The sequence below is a fragment of the Mannheimia sp. USDA-ARS-USMARC-1261 genome (assembly GCF_000521605.1).
Lineage (GTDB): Bacteria > Pseudomonadota > Gammaproteobacteria > Enterobacterales > Pasteurellaceae > Mannheimia > Mannheimia indoligenes.
The window spans coordinates 1,239,104-1,261,176 of sequence record NZ_CP006942.1 but is presented as its reverse complement, the minus strand read 5'-3'; the positions used below and the strand labels follow the sequence as shown (position 1 = coordinate 1,261,176).

At 37.9% G+C, this 22,073-nt stretch carries 19 protein-coding genes and 1 pseudogene; 10 read left to right on the top strand and 10 right to left on the bottom strand.

The annotated features are described in order from the left end of the window. Positions 1-77: 77 nt before the first annotated feature. Positions 78-797 (bottom strand): dethiobiotin synthase, encoded by a 720-nt coding sequence (gene bioD / locus X781_RS06120; protein ID WP_025236009.1) that lies wholly within the window; start codon positions 795-797, stop codon positions 78-80. 52 nt (positions 798-849) lie between these two features. Continuing rightward, entirely contained in the window at positions 850-2,034 is a 1,185-nt protein-coding gene (locus X781_RS06115) for an ROK family protein (RefSeq protein WP_025236008.1), read from the bottom strand. 134 nt (positions 2,035-2,168) lie between these two features. Between X781_RS06115 and rnd the strand changes: the two genes are divergently transcribed. From rnd to tsaB, 6 genes are all read left to right on the top strand, one after another. Beyond that, complete coding sequence (gene rnd, locus X781_RS06110) at positions 2,169-3,293, top strand: ribonuclease D (protein ID WP_025236007.1); 1,125 nt, start codon at positions 2,169-2,171, stop codon at positions 3,291-3,293. 50 nt (positions 3,294-3,343) lie between these two features. Then, entirely contained in the window at positions 3,344-3,826 is a 483-nt protein-coding gene (lrp, locus tag X781_RS06105; RefSeq protein WP_025236006.1) for a leucine-responsive transcriptional regulator Lrp, read from the top strand. A 10-nt stretch (positions 3,827-3,836) separates the two neighbouring features. Further along, entirely contained in the window at positions 3,837-6,515 is a 2,679-nt protein-coding gene (locus X781_RS06100; RefSeq protein ID WP_025236005.1) for a DNA translocase FtsK, read from the top strand. 166 nt (positions 6,516-6,681) lie between these two features. Further along, positions 6,682-7,521: a KPN_02809 family neutral zinc metallopeptidase gene (gene ypfJ, locus X781_RS06095; protein ID WP_025236004.1), complete on the top strand. Its 840-nt coding sequence runs from the start codon at positions 6,682-6,684 to the stop codon at positions 7,519-7,521. An 81-nt stretch (positions 7,522-7,602) separates the two neighbouring features. Then, positions 7,603-8,691: a 3-deoxy-7-phosphoheptulonate synthase AroG gene (gene aroG / locus X781_RS06090; protein ID WP_025236003.1), complete on the top strand. Its 1,089-nt coding sequence runs from the start codon at positions 7,603-7,605 to the stop codon at positions 8,689-8,691. 71 nt (positions 8,692-8,762) lie between these two features. Continuing rightward, complete coding sequence (gene tsaB, locus X781_RS06085) at positions 8,763-9,455, top strand: tRNA (adenosine(37)-N6)-threonylcarbamoyltransferase complex dimerization subunit type 1 TsaB (protein WP_025236002.1); 693 nt, start codon at positions 8,763-8,765, stop codon at positions 9,453-9,455. A 73-nt stretch (positions 9,456-9,528) separates the two neighbouring features. Here tsaB and X781_RS06080 read toward each other — a convergent pair whose 3' ends face one another. Next, positions 9,529-10,110, bottom strand: a complete 582-nt coding sequence (locus tag X781_RS06080) for a thymidine kinase (RefSeq protein ID WP_025236001.1) — start codon at positions 10,108-10,110, stop codon at positions 9,529-9,531. Positions 10,111-10,163: 53 nt separating this feature from the next. Then, a complete protein-coding gene (gene zapB, locus X781_RS06075; protein ID WP_025236000.1) occupies positions 10,164-10,382 on the bottom strand; it encodes a cell division protein ZapB in 219 nt (72 codons plus the stop codon). Positions 10,383-10,576: 194 nt separating this feature from the next. On the opposite strand from zapB, the pseudogene glpX reads away from it, so the two are divergent. Continuing rightward, positions 10,577-11,595, top strand: a pseudogene (glpX, locus tag X781_RS06070) (class II fructose-bisphosphatase). 63 nt (positions 11,596-11,658) lie between these two features. Here glpX and X781_RS06065 read toward each other — a convergent pair. After that, on the bottom strand, positions 11,659-11,982 hold the full coding sequence (locus X781_RS06065; protein ID WP_025235999.1) for a helix-turn-helix domain-containing protein: 324 nt from the start codon (positions 11,980-11,982) through the stop codon (positions 11,659-11,661). A 223-nt stretch (positions 11,983-12,205) separates the two neighbouring features. Between X781_RS06065 and pepP the strand changes: the two genes are divergently transcribed. The 3 genes from pepP (at position 12,206) to argA (ending at position 15,271) form a co-directional block, all read left to right on the top strand. Then, positions 12,206-13,528, top strand: coding sequence for a Xaa-Pro aminopeptidase (pepP, locus tag X781_RS06060; protein ID WP_025235998.1), 1,323 nt, complete (start codon positions 12,206-12,208; stop codon positions 13,526-13,528). Between the two features lie 112 nt (positions 13,529-13,640). Beyond that, positions 13,641-13,826 carry a YegP family protein gene (locus tag X781_RS06055; RefSeq protein ID WP_025235997.1) on the top strand — a complete coding sequence of 62 codons (186 nt, stop codon included), beginning with the start codon at positions 13,641-13,643 and terminating at the stop codon, positions 13,824-13,826. Between the two features lie 131 nt (positions 13,827-13,957). Continuing rightward, entirely contained in the window at positions 13,958-15,271 is a 1,314-nt protein-coding gene (argA, locus tag X781_RS06050; RefSeq protein ID WP_025235996.1) for an amino-acid N-acetyltransferase, read from the top strand. Positions 15,272-15,335: 64 nt separating this feature from the next. On the opposite strand, the gene ilvN is transcribed toward argA, so the two are convergent. The 5 genes from ilvN to X781_RS06025 form a co-directional block, all read right to left on the bottom strand. After that, positions 15,336-15,827, bottom strand: coding sequence for an acetolactate synthase small subunit (gene ilvN / locus X781_RS06045; RefSeq protein WP_025235995.1), 492 nt, complete (start codon positions 15,825-15,827; stop codon positions 15,336-15,338). Continuing rightward, on the bottom strand, positions 15,820-17,541 hold the full coding sequence (locus X781_RS06040; RefSeq protein ID WP_025235994.1) for an acetolactate synthase 3 large subunit: 1,722 nt from the start codon (positions 17,539-17,541) through the stop codon (positions 15,820-15,822). The genes ilvN and X781_RS06040 overlap by 8 nt, the downstream gene beginning before the upstream one ends. Positions 17,542-17,836: 295 nt before the next feature. Beyond that, complete coding sequence (gene can, locus X781_RS06035; protein ID WP_025235993.1) at positions 17,837-18,517, bottom strand: carbonate dehydratase; 681 nt, start codon at positions 18,515-18,517, stop codon at positions 17,837-17,839. Between the two features lie 126 nt (positions 18,518-18,643). After that, positions 18,644-20,779 (bottom strand): phosphate acetyltransferase, encoded by a 2,136-nt coding sequence (pta, locus tag X781_RS06030; protein ID WP_025235992.1) that lies wholly within the window; start codon positions 20,777-20,779, stop codon positions 18,644-18,646. A 50-nt stretch (positions 20,780-20,829) separates the two neighbouring features. Continuing rightward, complete coding sequence (locus X781_RS06025; protein WP_025235991.1) at positions 20,830-22,038, bottom strand: acetate kinase; 1,209 nt, start codon at positions 22,036-22,038, stop codon at positions 20,830-20,832. Positions 22,039-22,073: the final 35 nt, after the last annotated feature.

Genomic DNA, 22,073 nt, shown 5'->3' with positions numbered 1-22,073 from the left:
CTTGTTGAAAAAGAGAGTTTCTTTTAGTCGGAAACTCTCTTTTTATATGCAAAAAATTAGTGAAATTGGACCGCTTACTATTTCTGAAAATACTCAAACAATGGCTCAGGGTTTTGGATATAGGCGGCTAATTGTTTTTGTTCCGGGTGCCCCATATAAGGAATTTGCCCTAATAGCGGTGCGTTAATTTTTTGACTGAGTAATTCAATCAGTTCGTGATAGTGCCGCAACCCAGGATTCACCCGATTGGCAACCCAGCCCACTAGTTTCCCTCCACGTTGCAAAATTTCGTTTGCGGTAAGCAGTGCGTGATTAACGCAACCTTCTTTAATACCTACCACTAACACCACCGGCATATCATTTTGGATCACCCAATCAGCAAAGCTATAATCTTTATTAATCGGGGTAAGCCAGCCATAAGTGCCTTCAACAACTACATTGGGAAATTTTTCTTCCAATCGAGCCAAATCGCTATTCAATTTTTCTAATTGAATATGATGAACGGCATCTAGTGCCGCAAATACAGGTGTACTGGAATGGATAAATGTATAACTGTTGATATCTCGATAACACACCTCTTTCGGGCAACTTTCCAAAATAGTTAATACATCGGAGTTATCTTCCGTTGCATAATCATATTGAGTTGGCTCGGTCGGTAAAGAGTCATCGCCACCACACGCAATCGGTTTATAACCCACTACAGGGAAATGGTGTTCAGTAAGGGTTTGGATAATCGCTCGGGTAACAACTGTTTTCCCAACATTTGTATCTGTTCCGGTAATAAATAATGAAGGCATTACAAATTCCTTTAACAAAAAATTCACGCCTTGTAGTTTAACCAAGAAAAGATTAATTTATACTGTCCTTGATCAAATTTCCGTCATAAATTCCTTGTTTTATTGCAGAACAAGCAATTAATGGGCTATTCCAATCATATTGACTGGTTACTAAATCAATTTTTAGATCTTGTAACAAATTTTTATGTAATTTTGCCGAAAGTTGGTTAAATAAAGGTTCTTTTATCCGAAGTAGAGGAGAATTGAACATAATTTTCTCACTAGAGAAAATGTTGATTAAATTCATTAAAGCATAGGCGAGATTATCGGTAATATGCTCTAAAATGGTTAATGCAAGCGGTTGATTTTCCTCAATTTTTTGACAAAATAAACTGATTTTTTGCTCCGGTGTTGCTAAATCATTTGGTAAATATTTATCAATTAATTGCACGATAGCAGGGAAGGTAACTTGATTAATTAATTTATAGCGATCAATAGTGTCTAATTCAGGGAATGTTTCATCACTTAATTGGCTGAATTTAGGCATATGCATATTATCAACATTCATTTTTGACTGTTTATGTAGCAAATTGCCGCTTAACAGTACGCTTACGTTTATTGTATCGTCTAATTCAATGAAAATTACATTGTTTTGGCTGATTAAAGAACCCACAGTTGATTCTGCCAATAGCCATAATTGAAAATGCTCGCTTAATAAAATTGGACAGTCAAATAATTGAGCAAGTTTAGGTGTGATATGGCAAAGCATATTGTGATTGCCTAATTGTGTAATGCTCTCTTTTTCTGCATTAATTTTGCCTATAACACTTATAGAAACTGCAAGTAACTGCTCTTTATGGATAGTCTGAGCTTGCTGGAAATTTTCGATAAATTTCAAAATGTTATCGTCTAATTGAGTATAATTTTGCGACGAGATTGTATAATCTTGCTTGTACATTTGCTTACCGTTTAATTCACAAAGGGAAATTTCAACCTTATGTGGTGAAACTGTTATGCATAATAATTGCCAAAAGAAATTTGAAACGGCTAAACCAACAGAAGGGCGACCTCGAGCGAGTGTATTTTGCACCGTTCTTTCTAAAATAAAATGGTTGTCTATCAATATTTTAGTAAGATTAGTTACAGATGCCGGAGCTAAGCCGGAGAGCTTGGCTAAGTCGGTTCTTGAAATTAATTCAAATTGTTCGATTAAGCGGTAAATCTTACCTAAATGTAAGGCTTTGTTATCGGAAAACATTTAAAAATTCCTTTTATCATCTTGATTGTGGCAATTATTTTTTGATCTGAAAAAAATAACAATCTTTTTTTGTTTATAATGAGAAACAGATCACATAATTATTTTATTCTTTGAAAAAATTACGGAAAACGAGTATGAAATCTTTAATTTGCTATAACTGGATTGATACAAACGAACAACTAGCGGCAGTATGCGAAGAGGCTAAAAAAGCAAATGCAATAGCACTTGATACTGAATTTATTCGCACCCGTACTTACTACCCCAAATTAGGTTTAGTTCAGTTATATGATGGCAAACAAGTCAGCTTAATCGACCCTACTGCGATTTCCGATTTTTCGCCTTTTGTCTCATTATTGGCAGATAAAAGCACAATAAAAGTGCTTCACGCCTGTAGTGAAGATTTAGAAGTTTTCGAGCATCAATTCAAACAATTACCTGAACCAATGCTTGATACCCAAGTTATGGCGGGCTTCGCCGGCGTTGGTATATCAATGGGATTTGCGAAATTAGTTTCTCATTATTTAGAGGTTGAACTGGATAAAGGGGCTTCTCGTACAGATTGGCTTGCTCGCCCTTTAACTGAACAGCAGTTGCAATATGCAGCAGCAGATGTATGGTATCTGTTACCAATTTATGAAAAATTGGCTGAGGCGTTAGCAAAAGGCAACTGGCAAAATGCGGTTAAAGAAGAGTGTGAGGCAATATCAGCTAAAATTCAGCGAGTTGAAGATAAAACCAAAGCCTATAAAAATATTGCTAATGCGTGGCGATTAAATCAGCAAGAGTTGGCTATTTTGCAAGTTTTAGCTAAATGGCGGATTGACGAGGCAGAAAAACGTGATCTGGCGTTAAATTTTGTGGTGAAAGAAGCAAATCTGCTTCAAATTGCTAAAATACAGCCAAAACACACATCTCAATTATTAGAATTTATGCACCCTAATGAGGTTAGAATTCACGGCAAAAAAATTCTCTGGTTAGTCGAGCAAGGAAAAGCAGTGAAACCTGAAAATTATCCTACGCTTATTTATCGTTTAGTAGACGAAAAAGGCTATAAATACAATATGCAAGCAATGTTGCAAAAATTAGCCGAAATTCGACCGCTTGATCTTGCCCCGGAACTGATCGCAAGTAAACGCCAATTAAGCCAACTGTTTAAATGGTTTATTGATGGTAAGCCGCAAGAAAAAATGCCTGAATTGTTGAGAGGTTGGCGAGAATCTTTTGGTAAACAATTATTATCGGTGTTATCGCAAAATTAGTTAGGACTATTTGTGTCTAGCACAGTATAATTGCCTAAAAAGGAGTAGATATGGAACATAAAAAACTACCTAAAGCACTAGATGCTATTGATTTAAAAATCTTAAACGAGCTACAACGTAACGGAAAAATCTCAAACATTGAGTTATCGAAACGTGTAGGGCTTTCACCAACCCCTTGTTTAGAGCGAGTTAAACGCCTTGAAAAAAATAACGTGATTACAGGTTATAAAGCGTTATTAAACCCGGAATTATTAGATGCTCCTTTATTGGTTATTGTGGAAATTACCCTTGTGCGAGGTAAGCCCGATGTATTTGAGGAATTTAATAAAGCGATCCAGCAGTTAGACGAAATTCAAGAGTGTCATTTAGTATCGGGAGATTTCGATTATCTACTAAAAACCCGTGTGGCAGATATGGCAGCATACCGTAAATTACTGGGTACAACCTTATTGCGTTTACCGGGCGTGAACGACACCCGAACCTATGTGGTAATGGAAGAAGTAAAACAAACCAACTATTTGTTGTTAAAGTAAGGAGAATTGAGTGTTAGATCAACTCAAACCACATTTTAAAGGTAAAGAAACGTTAATTAAGTTAATGCTTATAGTAGCTTGTCTGCTGGGCATTTATTTACTAGTTGCGTGGGCAAGTTATAGTCCGTTAGATAATGCCTGGACAGTTGCAAGCACACTTACGCAAACGACCTTAAATAAAGCTGGTGGTTTCGGTGCTTGGAGCATTGATATGCTTTACGCTATGTTTGGAAAAGTAGCGGTATTAATCCCTTTTACCTTAATTATTTCATCAATTTATGTATTAGGTATGGGCTTAAGCTCTGAGATGAAATGGAAAACTTTCTGCTTCCGCTTGATCAGCTTTCTCTTGCTAATGGTTGGGCTTGCAGGCTTATTTAGCGTACTTTTCTCAAACACCGCGTACTATCTTTCCGGTGGATTTATTGGCGGAATTTGGCAATCTGTACTTTCTGAAACGATAGGGCAGTTCGGGGCATTACTTATTGCGATGATTTGTACAGTCGCTGGTTTATATTTCTGCTCAGCTCAATCATTGCTACCTATTTTATTGCAATTCTATGATTGGCTGATGGCAAAAACAGAAGAACGCAAATCTGATGAAGTCTCGCACCATTTGCAAAGTTCGGAGCAAAATCAACCGCTTGCAGTAGAACAAGAAACAACTGTTGATGTAGAGGAAGAAAAACAACCGCAATTTACGGATATTTCAGCGTTCAAACGCCCAAATATTAGTGGATTAAGACAATCTGCCACTGAAACAACCAATAATAATGAAATGTATGATATTGAACCGGATTTAGAACTGCCAACTATTAATATCAATACTCAACTTGAAACTGCTGATGAGGTGATTGAACAAGTTGAACCTGAAGAATTGGATTATCGCTCGCAGCATATTCAAATAAATGACGTTCAAATGCCGACAATTCGTTTAAATACCGCAATTGAAAATGAAATGGAAGCTACAACAACATTTACTGAGACAATCCAAAACGAAGCAATCATTCCTCAAGTTCAAATTGAAAATGTGATTGAGGAAGAGTACGAAGAAACGGTTGAAGATGAAATTGATGACGTGCGTGAAATTACACCTGAGTTTATGGTAACACCGCCGAAAGCAATGAAAGAGGTTACGGAGCAACCAAGTTACCCGAAAGGGTATGGCGATACCTTAATTCACCCACTTTTACAACGCAAAGTAACCACCGAGAAACCAACAACCCCATTGCCAACATTGGATTTGCTGGATAAAGCTCCTGTTCAAACACAGCAAATTACCGAGCAAGAAATTCGTGATACTTCTGTACGTTTAGAAGCAGAATTAGCGAATTTTGGTGTGAAAGCAACCGTTGAAGATGTGTTGGTCGGTCCTGTTGTTACTCGCTATGAAATTCAACCTGCAGCAGGGGTTAAAGCATCTAAAATCACCGGTCTAGCCAGTGATATTGCTCGTGGATTAATGTTTAAGGCAATTCGTATTACTGAAGTTATTCCAAATAAACCCTATATGGGGATTGAAACACCAAACAAACATCGTGAAACCGTGTGGTTGCGTGATGTATTAGATAGCGATGAATTCCGCCACACCACTGCAACCTTGCCAATGGCTCTCGGTAAGGATATCAGCGGTAATCCTGTTGTGGTTGATATGGCGAAAATGCCGCATCTATTAGTTGCAGGGCAAACGGGTGGCGGTAAATCGGTTGGAGTGAATACAATGATTTTAAGCCTCTTGTTCAAGCTTACGCCTGAGCAAGTTCGCTTTATTATGATCGACCCGAAAGTGGTGGAGCTTTCCATTTATAACGATATTCCGCATTTATTAACGCCGGTAGTAACCGATATGAAAAAAGCAGCCAATGCGTTACGCTGGGCGGTAGAAGAGATGGAACGTCGCTATATTTTAGTAAGCCATTTACAGGTGCGTAATATCGAGGGTTACAATGCTAAAATTGACCAAGCGGCGGCAATGAATTTACCAATTCCAGATCCAACGTGGCGACCGGGCGATTCAATGGACAGTTTACCTCCGCCACTACAAAAATTAAGCTATATTGTCTTAATTGTTGATGAGTTTGCCGATTTGATGATGTCTGCCGGCAAAGAAGTGGAAGAATACATTATGCGAATTGCACAAAAAGCAAGGGCTGTAGGTATTCATTTAATTCTTGCTACCCAACGCCCATCAACGGATGTAATTACAGGCGTGATTAAAGCGAACATTCCAAGCCGTATAGCCTTTACGGTGGCGAGCCAAATCGACTCAAGAACGATTTTAGACTCTGGTGGTGCAGAAGCCTTATTGGGGCGAGGCGATATGCTTTACTCTGGGGCGGGAAGTCCGGATATTATCCGCGTACACGGGGCATTTATGAAAGATGAAGAAGTACAACGTGTGGCAGATAACTGGCGAGCAAGAGGCAAACCTAACTATCTTGATAGCATTGTAGAATCGAAATCAGATGATAATGACACTAAAAATGATAATGCAGGGGGAGATTTAGATCCGCTATTTGACGAAGTCGTAGAATATACTATTGAGACAGGTTCGGTTTCCATTAGTAACATTCAACGCCGATTCTCACTAGGGTTTAACCGAGCCGGCAGAATTGTGGATCAAATGGAAGCACAGGGGATTGTGTCTGAACCGGGTAAGGGTGGAAAACGAGAAGTGCTTGCAAGATAAGCTTTAATTAGAAATACAAGCGGTCAGATTTCATTAAAAGTTTACAACTTTTGAAAAAAATCTGACCGCTTGTTTTTATTTAAATTAAATAAATCGTAGTATAAAAAGTGCCTTTGAGCTAAAATCAATCTAATTTTTAATTTTCGTTTATGGATTGGAGAAGATTATGCGATTAGGTGGGTTAAGACGTAGTAATAACGTGGAAGACAGACGTGCAAGTGGTTCAGGGAGAATGTCCGTTGGGCGAGGTAAAGGGGGCATTCTTACCTTTATTATTGTGCTGGTCGGAGCTTATTATGGCGTGGACTTAAGCGGTTTAATGGGCGGTCAAGAAAGCTACCAACAAGCATCATCAAAATTGGAAAGTTCCGAAGAAGCACATTTAGAAGATTTATCTTCTAAAGTGTTAGCCAGCACAGAAGATATTTGGAATGCTTATTTCAAACAAAATGGTATCTCTTATAAAGAGCCAACGTTAGTGCTTTATCGTGGTGCAACTCAAACTGCTTGTGGTACAGGTCAATCGGCAATGGGTCCTTTCTATTGTCCTGTAGATCAAAAAGTATATATTGATTTATCATTCTATGATGATATGCGTAAAAGACTGAGAGCATCGGGAGAATTTGCTTTCTCTTATGTGATTGCACACGAAGTAGGACACCACGTTCAGAATTTATTAGGCATTACAGGTAAAACTCAGCGTGAACAGATGGGAGCTAAGTCTAAAGCGGTGGCAAATCAGATTTCAGTCAATGTAGAATTGCAAGCAGACTGCTTTGCTGGCGTTTGGGGGCATCAACTTGCTCAGCAAAATAGATTAGAGCAACGTGATATTGAAGATGCCTTTAATGCTGCACAGGCTGTAGGCGATGATAGATTACAACAACAAAGCCGAGGCTATGTTGTGCCGGATAGTTTTACACACGGCTCGTCAGCTCAACGTTTAGAGTGGTTCAAAAAAGGCTTAACTGCGGGTAATCCATCAGTTTGTAATACATTTAATTAAAAAGTGAATTAAATATTTGAAATGTCTTTATTGTTGTACTATTATGATAGTACAGCTTTATTTTTATTTAGAGAGTGAAAAATGGCTTATACAGATACTAAAAACGATGATGTTAGAATCACAAATATTGAAGAATTATTACCCCCAGTTGCATTATTAGAACGCTATCCTGCCAGCGATGTAGCAGCAGAAACTGTTGAACAAACTCGTAAAGCAATCCATAAAATTTTACACGGAGCTGATGATCGTTTGTTAGTGGTAATTGGACCTTGCTCAATTCACGATCCGAAAGCAGCGTTAGAATACGCACAAAAAATCAAAGAAATGCGTGCAAATCCTACAATTAACCAAAATTTAGAAGTAGTAATGCGTGTATATTTTGAAAAGCCGCGTACAACTGTAGGCTGGAAAGGTTTAATCAACGACCCATATTTAAATGAAACCTATGCGTTAAATGATGGTTTGCGTATTGCTCGTAAAGTGTTATCAGATATCAATGATTTAACCGTACCAACAGCGGGTGAGTTCTTAGATATGATCACGCCTCAATATATGGCAGACTTTATGAGCTGGGGAGCAATTGGAGCGAGAACGACAGAATCGCAAGTTCATCGTGAGCTTGCTTCAGGTTTATCTTGTGCCGTTGGCTTTAAAAATGGTACAAATGGTGGTGTGAAAATTGCATTAGATGCGATTTCTTCAGCAAAATCACCGCACCATTTCTTATCTGTTACCAAATTTGGACATTCTGCGATTGTAACGACCGCAGGTAATACGGATTGTCATATTATTTTACGTGGTGGCGATAAATGCACTAATTACGATGCAGTATCTGTTGCTGAAGCTTGTGCAGCTATCGAAAAAGCCGGTAATCGTCCACACGTTATGGTTGATTTTAGCCACGCAAACAGCCAAAAACAATTTAAACGCCAAATGGACGTTTGTGAAGATGTTTGCAGACAAATTGCAAGTGGTTCAGACTTTATTTCAGGTGTGATGATTGAAAGCCATTTAGTGGAAGGTCGCCAAGATTTAATCGAAGGTAAAGGCTTAGAGGCTTTAGTTTACGGACAAAGTATTACTGATGCTTGTATTGGCTGGGAAGATAGCGAAAAAGCACTATTTGCTTTAGCCCAAGCAGTGGAACAACGCCGTAAAAATCGTCCGTAAAATTTCAATTTTTAACTAATTTTTATATAATGGCGTACGTTTAAACGTATGCCTTTTATTTTCTTAGAGAGATTATGACAACAATTCTTGCCTTAGATACCGCAACAGAAGCCTGTTCGGTTGCGTTACTGCATAATGGGAAAATTTCCACCCTTGATGAAATTAGCCCTCGTTCCCATACACAACGTATTTTGCCAATGGTTGATGAATTACTTACGCAGGCGAATATTCAGATCAAAGACGTTAATTATTTAGTATTCGGACGTGGTCCGGGCAGTTTTACGGGGGTTAGAGTGGGCGTAAGTGTTGCTCAAGGCTTAGCAATGGGAGCAAACTTGCCTGTAGTGGCTGTCTCTAATCTAAAAGCAATGGCAGAAGAAGCCTACCAAAAACTCGGTGCAGAAAACGTCATTGCATTAATTGATGCCCGAATGAATGAAGTTTATTTTGCTCAATTTTCCAGAAACGGTAATGAATGGAATGAGATAGTAGCAGAACAAGTCTGTTCGCCTGAAGCTGCAATTCAACAATTTCAATTAATTGAAAATACGGTTGTAGTCGGTACAGGCTGGGCGGCGTATTCGCAATTTTCCGAACAAAATTTACCGCTTGTAGTTAGCGAAATTACCTTACCTTCAAGCCGGCATATGTTATCTATTGCACAGGCAGAAATGGCAAAAGGTAATGTTCAGTCTGCACTTGAAATCGAACCTGTTTATCTAAGAAATGAAGTAACTTGGGAAAAATTACCGAATAAACGATAAATACAAGCGGTTAAATTTTGTTATTTTTTTGCAACTTGCAAATTTCTAGAGAAATTTAACCGCTTGTTATCTATTATAACTTACCCAATTTTTGCTTGTAGTGATAACGACAGACTGAAAGATATTTATCATTACCGCCAATTTGGATTTGTTCTCCTTCTTTAATTGCTTCGCCTTTCTCGTTTAAACGAATAACGAAATGAGCTTTTTTACCACAATCACAGATAGTTTTTAGCTCTTCTAATTCATCTGCCCACGCCAATAAATATTTACTCCCTTCAAATAATTCTGCTTGGAAATCAGTGCGTAATCCATAGCAGAGTACAGGAATTTTTAATTTATCAACCACATCAGTAAGCTGGTAAACTTGAGCTTTAGTAAGAAATTGAGATTCATCAATTAAGATACAGTGTAACGTTTTATTGTTGTGAGATTGCTTAATTTCTGCAAATAAATCAGTTTCAGCATTAAATAATGTCGCCTCTTGAGAAATACCAATACGAGAACTGACTTTCCCAACACCAAAACGGTCATCAATCGCAGCGGTATAAACTAATGTATTCATACCACGTTCTTGATAATTATAAGAAGATTGAAGTAGCGTAGTCGATTTGCCCGCATTCATTGATGAGTAGTAAAAATAGAGCTTTGCCATATTTGATAGATAATAAAAAAACGGCTAACAATTTAGCCGTTTATGATTGGAAATTAAACGTTGTCGATTTGACCTAAAAGTGAACGTAAACGATCTTGGAAGTTTTGTTGCTCCACTTTTAATTGTTCATACTCATTGCGTAATGTTTCGTTTTCTTGTCTTGCTGTATCGTTTTTACCTTTTAATTCTTCAACTTCTAATTGAAGTAATTGAATAGTTTCAACAGCTTGTTTGATTTTTTCTTCTAATTGGTCTAAAACCGATAATGACATAATAAATTCCCTCTAAATGATGTAAAACTTGTAAAGATTATACTCTAAATCAGACCTTATTTTCATAAAAAAGTTTGGTTATTTATGAATTTTTATGCAAATGATGATTTTTTAGTAACGCAGGCTTCCCGTTACTGTTAAAATATAATCTCTCTTCTTTTAAAGTTTTTCTTTCAAGAAACTAAGGAACAAAAATGAAACGAACTCTTTCTTTTGAATTTTCTCGCGTAACAGAGGCTGCTGCACTTGCAGCTTATTCTTGGCTTGGGCGTGGTAATAAAAATGCGGCGGATGAAGCGGCTGTTAAAGCAATGCGTTTTATGCTAAACCAGATGGAAATACGCGGAGAAGTTGTTATTGGCGAGGGCGAAATTGATGAAGCTCCAATGTTGTATATTGGTGAAAAAATCGGTTTATCTCGTCTGGAAGATGAAGAAATCAGTATAGCGGTTGATCCGATTGATGGAACGCGTATTACCGCGATGGGGCAATCAAATGCACTGTCGGTACTTGCTGCAGGGGGAAAGAAACATTCTTAAAAGCTCCTGATATGTATATGGAAAAGCTGGTTGTCGGTCCTGAATGCAAAGGAATGATTGATTTAAACCTACCGCTTGAGCAAAATCTTCGCCGTGTAGCCTCTAAAAAAGGCAAATTACTTTCTCAATTAACGATTGCTATTTTAGCGAAACCTCGCCACGAACAAATAATTGCTGATGTACAAAAACTTGGTGTAAGGGTTATAGCTATTCCAGATGGCGATGTGGCAGCAGCAGTACAGTGTTGTTTACCAGATGGTGAATTAGATCTGCTTTATGGTATTGGCGGAGCACCGGAAGGCGTTGTTGCCGGTGCTGCAATCCGAGCCTTAGGTGGCGATATGAATGCAAAACTCATTCCCCGTAACCAAGTAAAAGGTAATAGTCCGGAGCATTTAACCGCGACGGAAAAAGAGCTTTCTCGTTGTAAAGAGATGAATGTACCGATTAATACGGTTCTGAAATTAGAAGATTTAGTGCGTGATGATAATATTGTTTTTGTCGCAACAGGTATTACATCAGGCGATTTATTGAAGGGAATTAAGCGTAGAGGCAATATTGCTAGCACAGAAACCCTATTAATTCGCGGTAAATCACGAACTATCCGTAGAATCCAATCTGACCATTACGTTGATCGTAAAGATAATGAGCTACTTTCATTAATGGATTTATAATTTCCCTCATAAAATCGGGCAATACGCCCGATTTTTTTATGTTTTTCCAATACGTTGTAACGCTTATTCAGGCTGATGGGTATTGATTGCACATAAATTAAATCCTAATGTTTCTGCAACCACACAAATTGTCTGAAATTTCACTTGGCTCGGGTCTTTAAATAAACGTTTAAGAGTAGAGCTTGAAACGCCTGTTTGCATCTCAAGCGTAGTAAGTTCGATCCCCAATAATTTCCTTTGTGCATTTAATTGCTTCCCAAAATGCTCCAAGTCATTAATTTTATTCTTCTCAAATAATTTCTGTTCTTCTTGCTCCTGCTTTAACGCCTGTTTTCTGAGTTGATTTAACTGGTTAATCTGATTTTGTAATTCTACTGAAAGCTTCATAATTATCTCTATGGCTCATATTGGGTCTTTTTTGGTTTTATTATAAATAAAATGGATGGAAAAAGGTCTTTTTGTTGTATTAAGGTTTATATTTAATCTTAAATCATTTTTGAGAGACATTCAATATATCAAATATAAGCTTTAATTGATTTAAGCCAGGTTAAAAATATGGGATTATTTGTGTTAAAATAGCTGTACTAAAATGAAATAAAGAGAGGAATTTATGGATCTCGCTTATTTGGCAAAAATGCCGCAAGAGGAATTTACCGCACGCCGTGAACGTGTATTTGAGCAAATGCAGGATAACTCAGCATTATTGATTTTTACCGAGTCAGAAAAACGTCGTAACAATGATTGCGATTATTTATTCAGACCCGATAGCTACTTCTGGTATCTCAGTGGATTTGCTGAGCCTCAATCAGCCATATTATTGATTAAACAAGCAGATAAAACAGAAAGCATTATTTTTGTTCGGAAAAAAGACCCTTTAATGGAAACCTGGAATGGGAAGCGATTAGGCATTGAAAATGCTCCTAAAACGTTACAGTTTCACGAAGCCTTTGATGTTGAGGAAATAAACTCCGTTCTTGCAAAAAAATTAACAAATTTGACCGCTTGTTATTATGCAAGGGGCTTGCAGGAATGGGGCGATAACATTCTTTTTTCTACATTTGATGAAATGAACGCAAATCGTCAAAAAACACCTACTACATTGATTGATTGGCAGCCGATGTTATCTGAAATGCGATTAATTAAGTCAGAACTCGAAATTGCACTTATTCAACAGGCTTGCCATATTTCTTCGATGGCACATATCCGAGCAATGAAACAAACTCGTCCAAATCGTTATGAGTTAGAAATTGAGGGGGAAATTCAGCACGAATTTACCCGCTTTGGAGCAAGATTTCCTGCCTATAATTTTATTGTAGCAGGCGGAGAGAATGCTTGCATTTTGCACTATAATGAAAATGACCAAGTGTTAAATGATGGTGATTTATTACTGATTGATGCAGGTGCGGAATTTGCTTATTACGCCGGCGATATCACTCGAACGTTTCCGATTAACGGCAAATTTTCCGAGCCACAAAAAGAACTGTATGAATTAACACTTACGATGATAAAAGAAGCAACAAAACTACTTGTGCCGGATAGTTCTATTAAGGCAGCTAATGATAAAGCAGTGCAAATTCTCACAGAAGGTTTGGTTCGTTTAGGTATTTTGACTGGAAATGTGGACGAATTGATTGAGCAAAAGGCATATCGTCAATTTTATATGCACGGCTTAGGGCATTGGTTAGGATTAGATGTGCACGATGTTGGTGATTATGGCACAGAGCGGGATCGTCCATTACAAATTGGTATTGTACTGACAGTTGAACCGGGTATCTATATTCCGAAAGAAGCAGATGTACCGGAGCAATATAAAGGCATTGGAATCCGTATTGAAGATAACCTGCTGATTACCGATTATGGTAATAAAAATTTAACCAGTGGTTGCCCGAAAGAAATTGCTGATATTGAGCAGTTGATGCAATCGGCACAATAAATTTGCAATTTTTTGTAAAGAAATGACCGCTTGCTTTGATATTTTTCTGAATTTCGCTTAAGCTAACTCAACCAAACACAGTGTTTGGGGTTAGCACATTAAGGAGTAATATATGTATTTTGAAATTTATCAAGATGCTAAAGGCGAATACCGCTGGCGTTTAAAAGCAGGTAACCACGAAGTAGTTGCAACAGGCGAAGCGTATAAAACCAAACAAAGTTGCCAAAAAGGTATCGAAGCAGTTAAAAAAGTAACCGCAGAAACAGAAGTTAAAGATTTAACTAAAGCTGAAGCATAATAAATAAAGCCCTGATATTTTGAATATCAGGGCTTTGTTATTTATGCAAAAAATATGACTAATTATTCAATTTAATGGTTGCGGATTTTTCTAAAAAAGCTAATATAGTTGCTACTATTACGAGGAAAATTATGCACAACACAGAATTAGCTTTAGCCCAGTGGTTTAGACAATCTACGCCCTACGTTAATATGCACAGGGGGAAAACCTTTGTGATTATGCTTGATGGCGATGTTATCGAAAGCCCAAATTTTATCAATATTATCAATGATATTAGCTTATTGCATAGCTTGAATATCAAATTAGTGATTGTGTTTGGGGCAAGACCGCAAATTAATCAGCTCTTAGCCCAAAATAATATTGAGCCTGAGTATTACAACAATATCCGAATCACAAATCTGCAATCGCTAGAGTATGTTAAACAAGCGGTAGGGAAAGTGCATTACGACTTATTTTCCCGCCTTTCGTTGCGTTTACCGCATTCCGAAGTGATTAATGTAGTGAGCGGTAATATGATCTTGGCTCAGCCAATTGGCGTAGTTGATGGGGTAGATTATGCCTTAAGTGGCAAAATTCGCCGCATTAATGTGGAGAGCATCAAACAGCAGCTTGCACAAAATTCAATCGTATTACTTGGACCTATAGCCCCTTCTGTAACAGGAGAGATGTTTAATTTACCGTTTGAAGATATTGCCACTCAAGTTGCAATTAAACTTCGTGCCGATAAATTAATCGGTTTTTGTGAAGAGCAGGGTATTTTAGATGAAGCAGGCAATGTCATTTCGGATATCTTGCCACAAGATGCACAAAAGGTGCTGAACAATTTAATCGAGCAAGGGCAGTATCATACGGCAAAAGCCCGTTTTTTACAGGCAGCGATCAGTGTTTGTCGAGAGGGGGTAAAACGTTCCCATTTACTGAGCTATAAAGAAGATGGCTCACTACTGCAAGAGTTATTCTCTCGTGATGGTATCGGTACACAGTTCTCAATGGAAAGCTCGGAAAATATTCGCATTGCTACTGCAAGAGATATTCCGGGATTACTGGATTTAATTCGTCCTCTTGAACAACAGGGCATTCTGGTTAAACGCTCTCGTGAACAGCTAGAAATGGAAATTGCTAACTATACTATTATTGAGCGGGATGGCGTAGTGATTGCGTGTGCGGCATTGAATGTCTATTCGGAAGAAAAAATGGCAGAAATGGCTTGCGTGGCGGTTCACCCGGATTATCGAGATTCCTCAAGAGGCGATATTTTATTGGAGAATATCCGCAAAAGAGCAGAGCAGTTAGGAATGGAAAAACTCTTTGTGCTAACCACCCGAACTACTCAATGGTTTCAAGAACGTGGCTTTAGATTAGCAGATGCTCAAGATTTACCTCGTTATAAGCGAGAAAATTATAACTATCAACGCAGATCAAAAGTGTTGATATTGCCACTCTAAGATAAGAAAATCCCTTTATCTTTCAATAAAGGGATTTTGCAATTTTCAGCGGAAATTTAACCGCTTACAGGGCGTTTTTATCGCCACGAGAGAGGCTAATTACCCCGGAACGAACGATTTCAACGATTGAGGTTTCTTCTTTCACAGCCTCAATAAATGCATTAAGTTTTTCACTCGAACCTGAGAGCTGAATGGTATAAAGTTTCGGGGTTAAATCCACGATTTGTCCACGATAAATATCCACCATACGTTTTAATTCATCACGAGATGAACCTGTTGCACGCACTTTCACTAATAACACTTCACGCTCAACGTGTTCATAAGCACTTAAATTACTTACTTTAAATACATCAACTAATTTGTGTAATTGTTTTTCGATTTGCTCTAGTACTTTTTCTTCGCCTTGTGCCACAATCGTCATTCGTGAAAGGCTTGAGTCATCGGTTGGAGCAACAGTTAAACTTTCAATGTTAAAGCCACGTTGTGAGAACAGGGCAACCACACGAGATAACGCACCTGATTCATTCTCTAATAATACTGCTAATGTTCTACGCATTTGTTCTCTCCGTTTTACTTAACATCATTTCATTCATTGCACCGCCACGAATTTGCATTGGATAAACGTGTTCTGTTTCATCAATCAAAATATCTACAAAGACCAATTTATCTTTAATGCTAAAGGCTTGAGTTAATTTTTCTTCCAATTCAGACGGGTGATCAATTTGAATACCAACGTGTCCGTAAGCTTCCGCTAATTTAGCGAAATTTGGTAGAGAATTCATATACACCTGTGAATGACGACCTGAATAGATAATATCTTGCCACTGTTTTACCATACCTAAGAAACGGTTGTTTAAGCTGATAATAACAACAGGGGTGTCGTACTGTTTAGCAGTTGAAAGCTCTTGAATATTCATCTGAATACTGCCATCGCCCGTTACACAAATAACCGTTGCTTCCGGGTGAGCAAATTTAACGCCCATTGCAGCCGGTAAGCCAAAGCCCATTGTACCTGCACCACCTGAGTTAATCCAACGGCGTGGTTTATCAAAGCCATAATGAAGTGCTGCAAACATTTGGTGCTGACCAACATCTGATGCAACATAGGCTTCACCATTAGTAAGTTTGTGGATCATTTTAATGACTTGTTGTGGTTTAATTACCTCTGAGCTTTCTTCAAAAGATAAGCAGTTACGAGCTTTCCATTCATCAATTTGTTGCCACCAAGCGGTTAAATCTGTCTGACTTTTTGCAAGATTTTCATCATCTAATAATGATAAAAATTCATCAACTACATTTTTTGCACTGCCTACAATCGGAATATAAGCCGGTACGGTTTTTGAAATAGAGGCTGGGTCAATATCAACGTGAATTACTTTCGCATTAGGGCAGTATTTGGCTAAATTATTTGTTGTACGATCATCAAAACGCACACCAATACCTAAAATTAAATCACTTTCGTGCATTGCATTGTTTGCTTCATAAGTACCGTGCATACCGAGCATTCCTAAGAATTGTCTATCAGAAGCAGGGTAAGCACCTAACCCCATTAATGAGGTTGTAACCGGAAGATTTAGTTTTTGAGCAAACTCTGTAACTTCTGCAGAGCATTCTGCATTAATTACACCACCACCAATGTAGAGAATAGGCTTTTTCGCAACCAATAAGGCTTTCAATGCTTTTTTGATTTGCCCTTTATGACCTTGTACTGTTGGATTGTATGAACGCATTGATACTGATTTCGGATACTCATACGGATATTTATTTAATGGGTTTACCATATCTTTTGGAATATCAATCACCACAGGACCGGGACGACCAGTTGAAGCAATATAGAATGCTTTTTTGATGATATGAGGAATATCTTCGGTATTTTTTACTAAGAAACTGTGTTTCACGACAGGGCGAGAAATACCAATCATATCGCATTCTTGGAAAGCATCGCTCCCAATAAAGCTAGATGGCACTTGCCCTGATAGGATTACCATTGGGATAGAATCGGTATAAGCGGTTAAAATACCTGTAATGGTATTGGTTGCTCCCGGTCCTGAAGTAACCAGCACGCACCCCACTTTACCGGTAGAACGAGCATAGCCGTCTGCCATATGTACAGCAGCTTGCTCGTGGCGGACTAAAACGTGGTTTAAGCCAAGTGTATGAATGGCATCATAAATATCAAGTACAGAGCCACCCGGATAACCGAAAACGTATTCAACGCCTTCATCTTTAAGGGACTGTACCACCATTTCTGCACCAGAAAGTTTTTTCATTAAATCCTCCAACCAAAAATCGCATTAAGTTGGTTCGATTCTGCAGGATTTTTTTATAGCTGTCTAGCTATGTCTTTAACAAGAATTCTGGTTTTATCTGCTTTTTAAGCTAATAAAATTGGATTTTTATAAAGATAAAGTTAGAAAATTGCTGCATTATAATTTTATATACTATATTTTATGCTTTTAGCAAAATTTAAATCTTTATTACCAAAAACAATTGTTTGAACAAAAAATACTCATTAAAATAATTTAAAATTTGCAAAAAAGTAATGAAATATGACCGCTTGTAAGGTTAGGTTTCTTCAAGTAATGTTAGTTTTTCATTCGCATCGGTTGTAATCTTAGCGATAGCATTGCGATAAGTTATTTCTAAAGTTTCTCGGCTGGTCGCAATTACACCTTGATCACTCAAAAAGCCATCTTTGACATCATAAACCCAGCCGTGTAATGAGAGCGATTTTCCTCTTTCCCACGCGGATTTGATAATAGAAGATTGCCCTAAATTATAAACTTGCTCTGCTACGTTCAATCGAGTTAGTACATTTGATCTCTCTTCATAAGGCAATTTACCTAATAAATGGCTATGTTTAAACCAAATATCTCGAATGTGGAGTAACCAGTTATTAATTAAACCAAGATCATTTTGTGCCATTGCAGCATTAATACCACCGCAATTGGTATGACCGCAGATGATAATATGTTCAATTTCTAGCACATCTACTGCATATTGTACGACGGATAAACAGTTTAAATCGGTATGAATAACCATATTCGCTACATTTCTATGCACAAATAATTCACCCGGTTCTAAACCTGTTAGTTTTTCAGCAGGAACACGGCTATCCGAGCAACCAATCCATAAATAGGTTGGCTTTTGGTGCTCGGCTAATTTTTTGAAATAATCGGATTGTTCGTCCTTCATCTGAGTTGCCCAAGCGTGGTTATTCGCAAACAGGCGTTCAATTTTCTCCATAAATTCTCCTCTTTACTCTCTATGTTTTATCCGACTAAGATTATATGATTAAATTAAAAAGTAGGGTAGGCAAAAATAAAAATGCCCTTTGCGTGAAAGGGCATTTATTAATCAATAATAAGTGAATTATTGTGTTGCTTGAATAGCGGTTAATGCGATTGTATAAACAATGTCATCAACTAAAGCCCCACGAGATAAGTCATTTACAGGCTTACGCATACCTTGTAGCATTGGACCGATAGAAACTAAATCCGCAGAACGTTGTACTGCTTTATAAGTGGTATTACCCGTATTTAAGTCCGGGAACACAAATACCGTTGCTTTACCTGCTACCGGCGAATTTGGTGCTTTAGAACGAGCAACATCTTCCATAATAGCCGCATCATATTGTAATGGACCATCAATGATTAAGTCCGGGCGTTTTTCCTTGGCAATACGAGTAGCTTCTTTCACTTTCTCAACATCGGCTCCCGAACCGGAAGTACCTGTTGAGTAAGAGATCATTGCAACACGAGGATCAATACCAAATGCTTTTGCTGATTCTGCCGATTGGATTGCAATTTCAGCTAATTGTTCAGCGGTTGGATCCGGGTTTACCGCACAGTCGCCATATACCAATACTTGATCAGGTAATAGCATAAAGAAGATTGAAGAAACAATTGAGCTACCCGGTGCAGTTTTAATAATCTGCATTGGTGGACGAATAGTATTGGCGGTTGTATTTACAGCACCTGATACTAAACCATCAACTTCACCGGCTTCAAGCATCATCGTACCTAATACAACATTGTCTAATAATTGCTCACGAGCAACGACTTCTGTCATACCTTTTGCTTTACGCAGTTCAACTAAACGATCAACATAGTTTTCACGAATAGTTGCAGGATCGATAATCGTAATACCTTTGCCTAATACCACACCTTGAGCTTCAGCAACACGTTCTACCTCTGTAGGTGGTGCGAGTAGTACACATTCTGCAATACCACGTTCAGCACACAATGCAGCAGCTTTTACTGTACGAGGCTCATCACCTTCCGGTAATACAATACGTTTTTTCGCTTGACGGGCATATTCTGTTAATTGATAACGGAATGCAGCAGGGGATAGACGACGAGTACGAGTACCGGCTTTAGACATTTCATCAATGAAGTTCACATTAAATTGGCTTGCCATATACTCTTTGATCGCAGCAATACGCTCTTTATCATCTACAGGTACTTCTAAGCTGAAACTTTGTAAGCTCAATGCAGTTTGCCACGTGTTTCCTTCAATACGGAATACAGGAACACCTGTTTCAAAAGCTTGTTGGCAAAGTTTAGCAATTGTACTATCAATTTTATAACCACCGGTTAATAAAATTGCACCAATTTTCACACCATTCATTACGGCAAGTGAAGCAGCAACTAATACTTCCGGACGATCAGCAGAAGTTACTAATAAACTCCCTGCTTTAAAGTGATCCACCATATGTGGCAAGCTACGAGCACAGAAAGTTACGCCACGAATACGGCGAGTTTTAAGTTCACCTTCATTAATAATTGAAGCACCTAAATGTTTAGCTACATCAATAGCACGAGTCGCAATCAGCTCTGCTTTCCAACTAATACAACCTAATAGTTCAATCGGGCTTTTCGCAAAAAGATTTTCTACTTCAGAAACATTATTATTAGAATGTTGGAATGAATCGAAGATTTCAGTTAAATCAGGGCGAGTTCTACCGGAATCATCAACAGGAGCATTGAATTTATTAATAATGACACCTAATAAATTCGGATTGTGGCGACCACCAAACTGTGAAGCAGCAGCTTCAATACGTTCTTTTAATTGAGCCGGTGTATCTGAAGCCGGAGCTGCAACTAAGATAATTTCAGCATCGAGTGATTGTGCAATCTCATAGTTAATGCTATTTGCATAAGAATTTTTACGGGTTGGAATTAAACCTTCAATAATGATAATTTCATTATTTTTAGACAGTTTTTGATGACGTTCTACCACTTTTTCCAATAAAACATCCGTTTGGTTCTGACCAATCAATGCTTCTGCTTCGCTTAGCATAAATGGCTCACCAACTTCAGTAGTTTGGTCTGTACGAATAATTGTAGTTGAGCGGTCTAAAGTATCTTCGCCACTAATAGGCTGAGCAATAGGTTTTAAGAAACCAACTTTAGAGCCTTTTTGTTCTAATGCGTGGACTAAACCTAAGCTGACGCTGGTTAAGCCGACACCTGTTGAAATAGGAATAAGAATAATTGTTCTAGACATAATTATTTCCAATTAGAAAGTGAAAGGGCAGAAACTCTGCCCCTGTATTATTATAATGCTAATTTAGCGGTATCTTGTGCAATTACTAACTCTTCGTTAGTTGGGATTACTACAGCTTTAAACGCTGAGTCGTCAGTTGTAATTACACCGTCTTTACCAAAGCGAGCAGCTAGGTTACGCTCATTATCTAACTTAATACCAAATAATTTTAAGTGATTTAACGTTAATTCACGCACTAAACCTGAATTTTCGCCGATACCACCTGTGAATGCGATAGCATCTAAGTGATCTGCACCTAAAATTGCCATATATGAACCAATGTATTTCGCTAAACGGTAGCTATAAACATCTAAAGCACGTTTCGCTTCAGGTTTAGATTCATCGTAATAACCATCTTCAGAATAACGGCAATCACTTGTTACTCCAGTTAAGCCTAAAAGACCTGATTTTTTCACTAGCGTCTCTTCAATTTGGTCAATAGACATACCTAAATTTTTATATAGGTAGAAAATAATAGCAGGATCAAGATCTCCAGAACGAGTTCCCATTACTAAACCTTCTAATGGTGTTAAACCCATTGACGTATCAATACATTTACCATTACGCACAACAGAAACTGAACCACCGTTGCCTAAGTGGCAAACAATAACATTTGTTTCATCTACAGGTTTACCTGCAAATTCTGCAACTTGTGATGTGATAAACAAGTGGCTAGTACCATGAGCACCATAGCGACGAATACCATTTTCTTTATATAAATTATATGGAAGAGCATATAAATATGCTTGCTCTGGCATAGTTTGGTGGAAAGCTGTATCAAACACAGCTACATTCTTATCTTTCAATTCTGGAAAAATACGGAAGGATTCTCTGATTCCGATTAAATGAGCAGGGTTATGTAACGGAGCGAACTGAACGGCTTCTTCAATACCTTTAATCACTTCATCTGTAATCACAACAGAAGATGTAAATTTCTCACCACCGTGAACAATACGATGACCGATAGCACCAATATTTGCTTTTAATTCATCAGACAATAATTTTTCAGCAATAAATGTAAGTGCTTCGCTATGTGCCGCACCTGCACCTAAATCGGCATTACCTTTCTCTCCATTTAACTTCCATTTGATACGTGCATCTTCTAAATGAAAAGCTTCCGCAAGACCTGATAATTTTTCATCACCGGTTTTAGGATCTAAAATAGCGAATTTAAGAGATGAACTACCGCAGTTAAGGATTAAGATTAAGTTTTTAGACATGGTCAAATTACCTTATTTTATGAAATGACTTTGAA

Bases quoted from the DNA above. Each gene is read 5' to 3' on its own strand.
- bioD (WP_025236009.1), bottom strand. From the start codon at position 797: ATGCCTTCATTATTTATTACCGGAACAGATACAAATGTTGGGAAAACA.
- X781_RS06115 (WP_025236008.1), bottom strand. From the start codon at position 2,034: ATGTTTTCCGATAACAAAGCCTTACATTTAGGTAAGATTTACCGCTTA.
- rnd (WP_025236007.1), top strand. From the start codon at position 2,169: ATGAAATCTTTAATTTGCTATAACTGGATTGATACAAACGAACAACTA.
- lrp (WP_025236006.1), top strand. From the start codon at position 3,344: ATGGAACATAAAAAACTACCTAAAGCACTAGATGCTATTGATTTAAAA.
- ypfJ (WP_025236004.1), top strand. From the start codon at position 6,682: ATGCGATTAGGTGGGTTAAGACGTAGTAATAACGTGGAAGACAGACGT.
- aroG (WP_025236003.1), top strand. From the start codon at position 7,603: ATGGCTTATACAGATACTAAAAACGATGATGTTAGAATCACAAATATT.
- X781_RS06080 (WP_025236001.1), bottom strand. From the start codon at position 10,110: ATGGCAAAGCTCTATTTTTACTACTCATCAATGAATGCGGGCAAATCG.
- zapB (WP_025236000.1), bottom strand. From the start codon at position 10,382: ATGTCATTATCGGTTTTAGACCAATTAGAAGAAAAAATCAAACAAGCT.
- X781_RS06065 (WP_025235999.1), bottom strand. From the start codon at position 11,982: ATGAAGCTTTCAGTAGAATTACAAAATCAGATTAACCAGTTAAATCAA.
- pepP (WP_025235998.1), top strand. From the start codon at position 12,206: ATGGATCTCGCTTATTTGGCAAAAATGCCGCAAGAGGAATTTACCGCA.
- X781_RS06055 (WP_025235997.1), top strand. From the start codon at position 13,641: ATGTATTTTGAAATTTATCAAGATGCTAAAGGCGAATACCGCTGGCGT.
- argA (WP_025235996.1), top strand. From the start codon at position 13,958: ATGCACAACACAGAATTAGCTTTAGCCCAGTGGTTTAGACAATCTACG.
- ilvN (WP_025235995.1), bottom strand. From the start codon at position 15,827: ATGCGTAGAACATTAGCAGTATTATTAGAGAATGAATCAGGTGCGTTA.
- X781_RS06040 (WP_025235994.1), bottom strand. From the start codon at position 17,541: ATGAAAAAACTTTCTGGTGCAGAAATGGTGGTACAGTCCCTTAAAGAT.
- can (WP_025235993.1), bottom strand. From the start codon at position 18,517: ATGGAGAAAATTGAACGCCTGTTTGCGAATAACCACGCTTGGGCAACT.
- pta (WP_025235992.1), bottom strand. From the start codon at position 20,779: ATGTCTAGAACAATTATTCTTATTCCTATTTCAACAGGTGTCGGCTTA.
- X781_RS06025 (WP_025235991.1), bottom strand. From the start codon at position 22,038: ATGTCTAAAAACTTAATCTTAATCCTTAACTGCGGTAGTTCATCTCTT.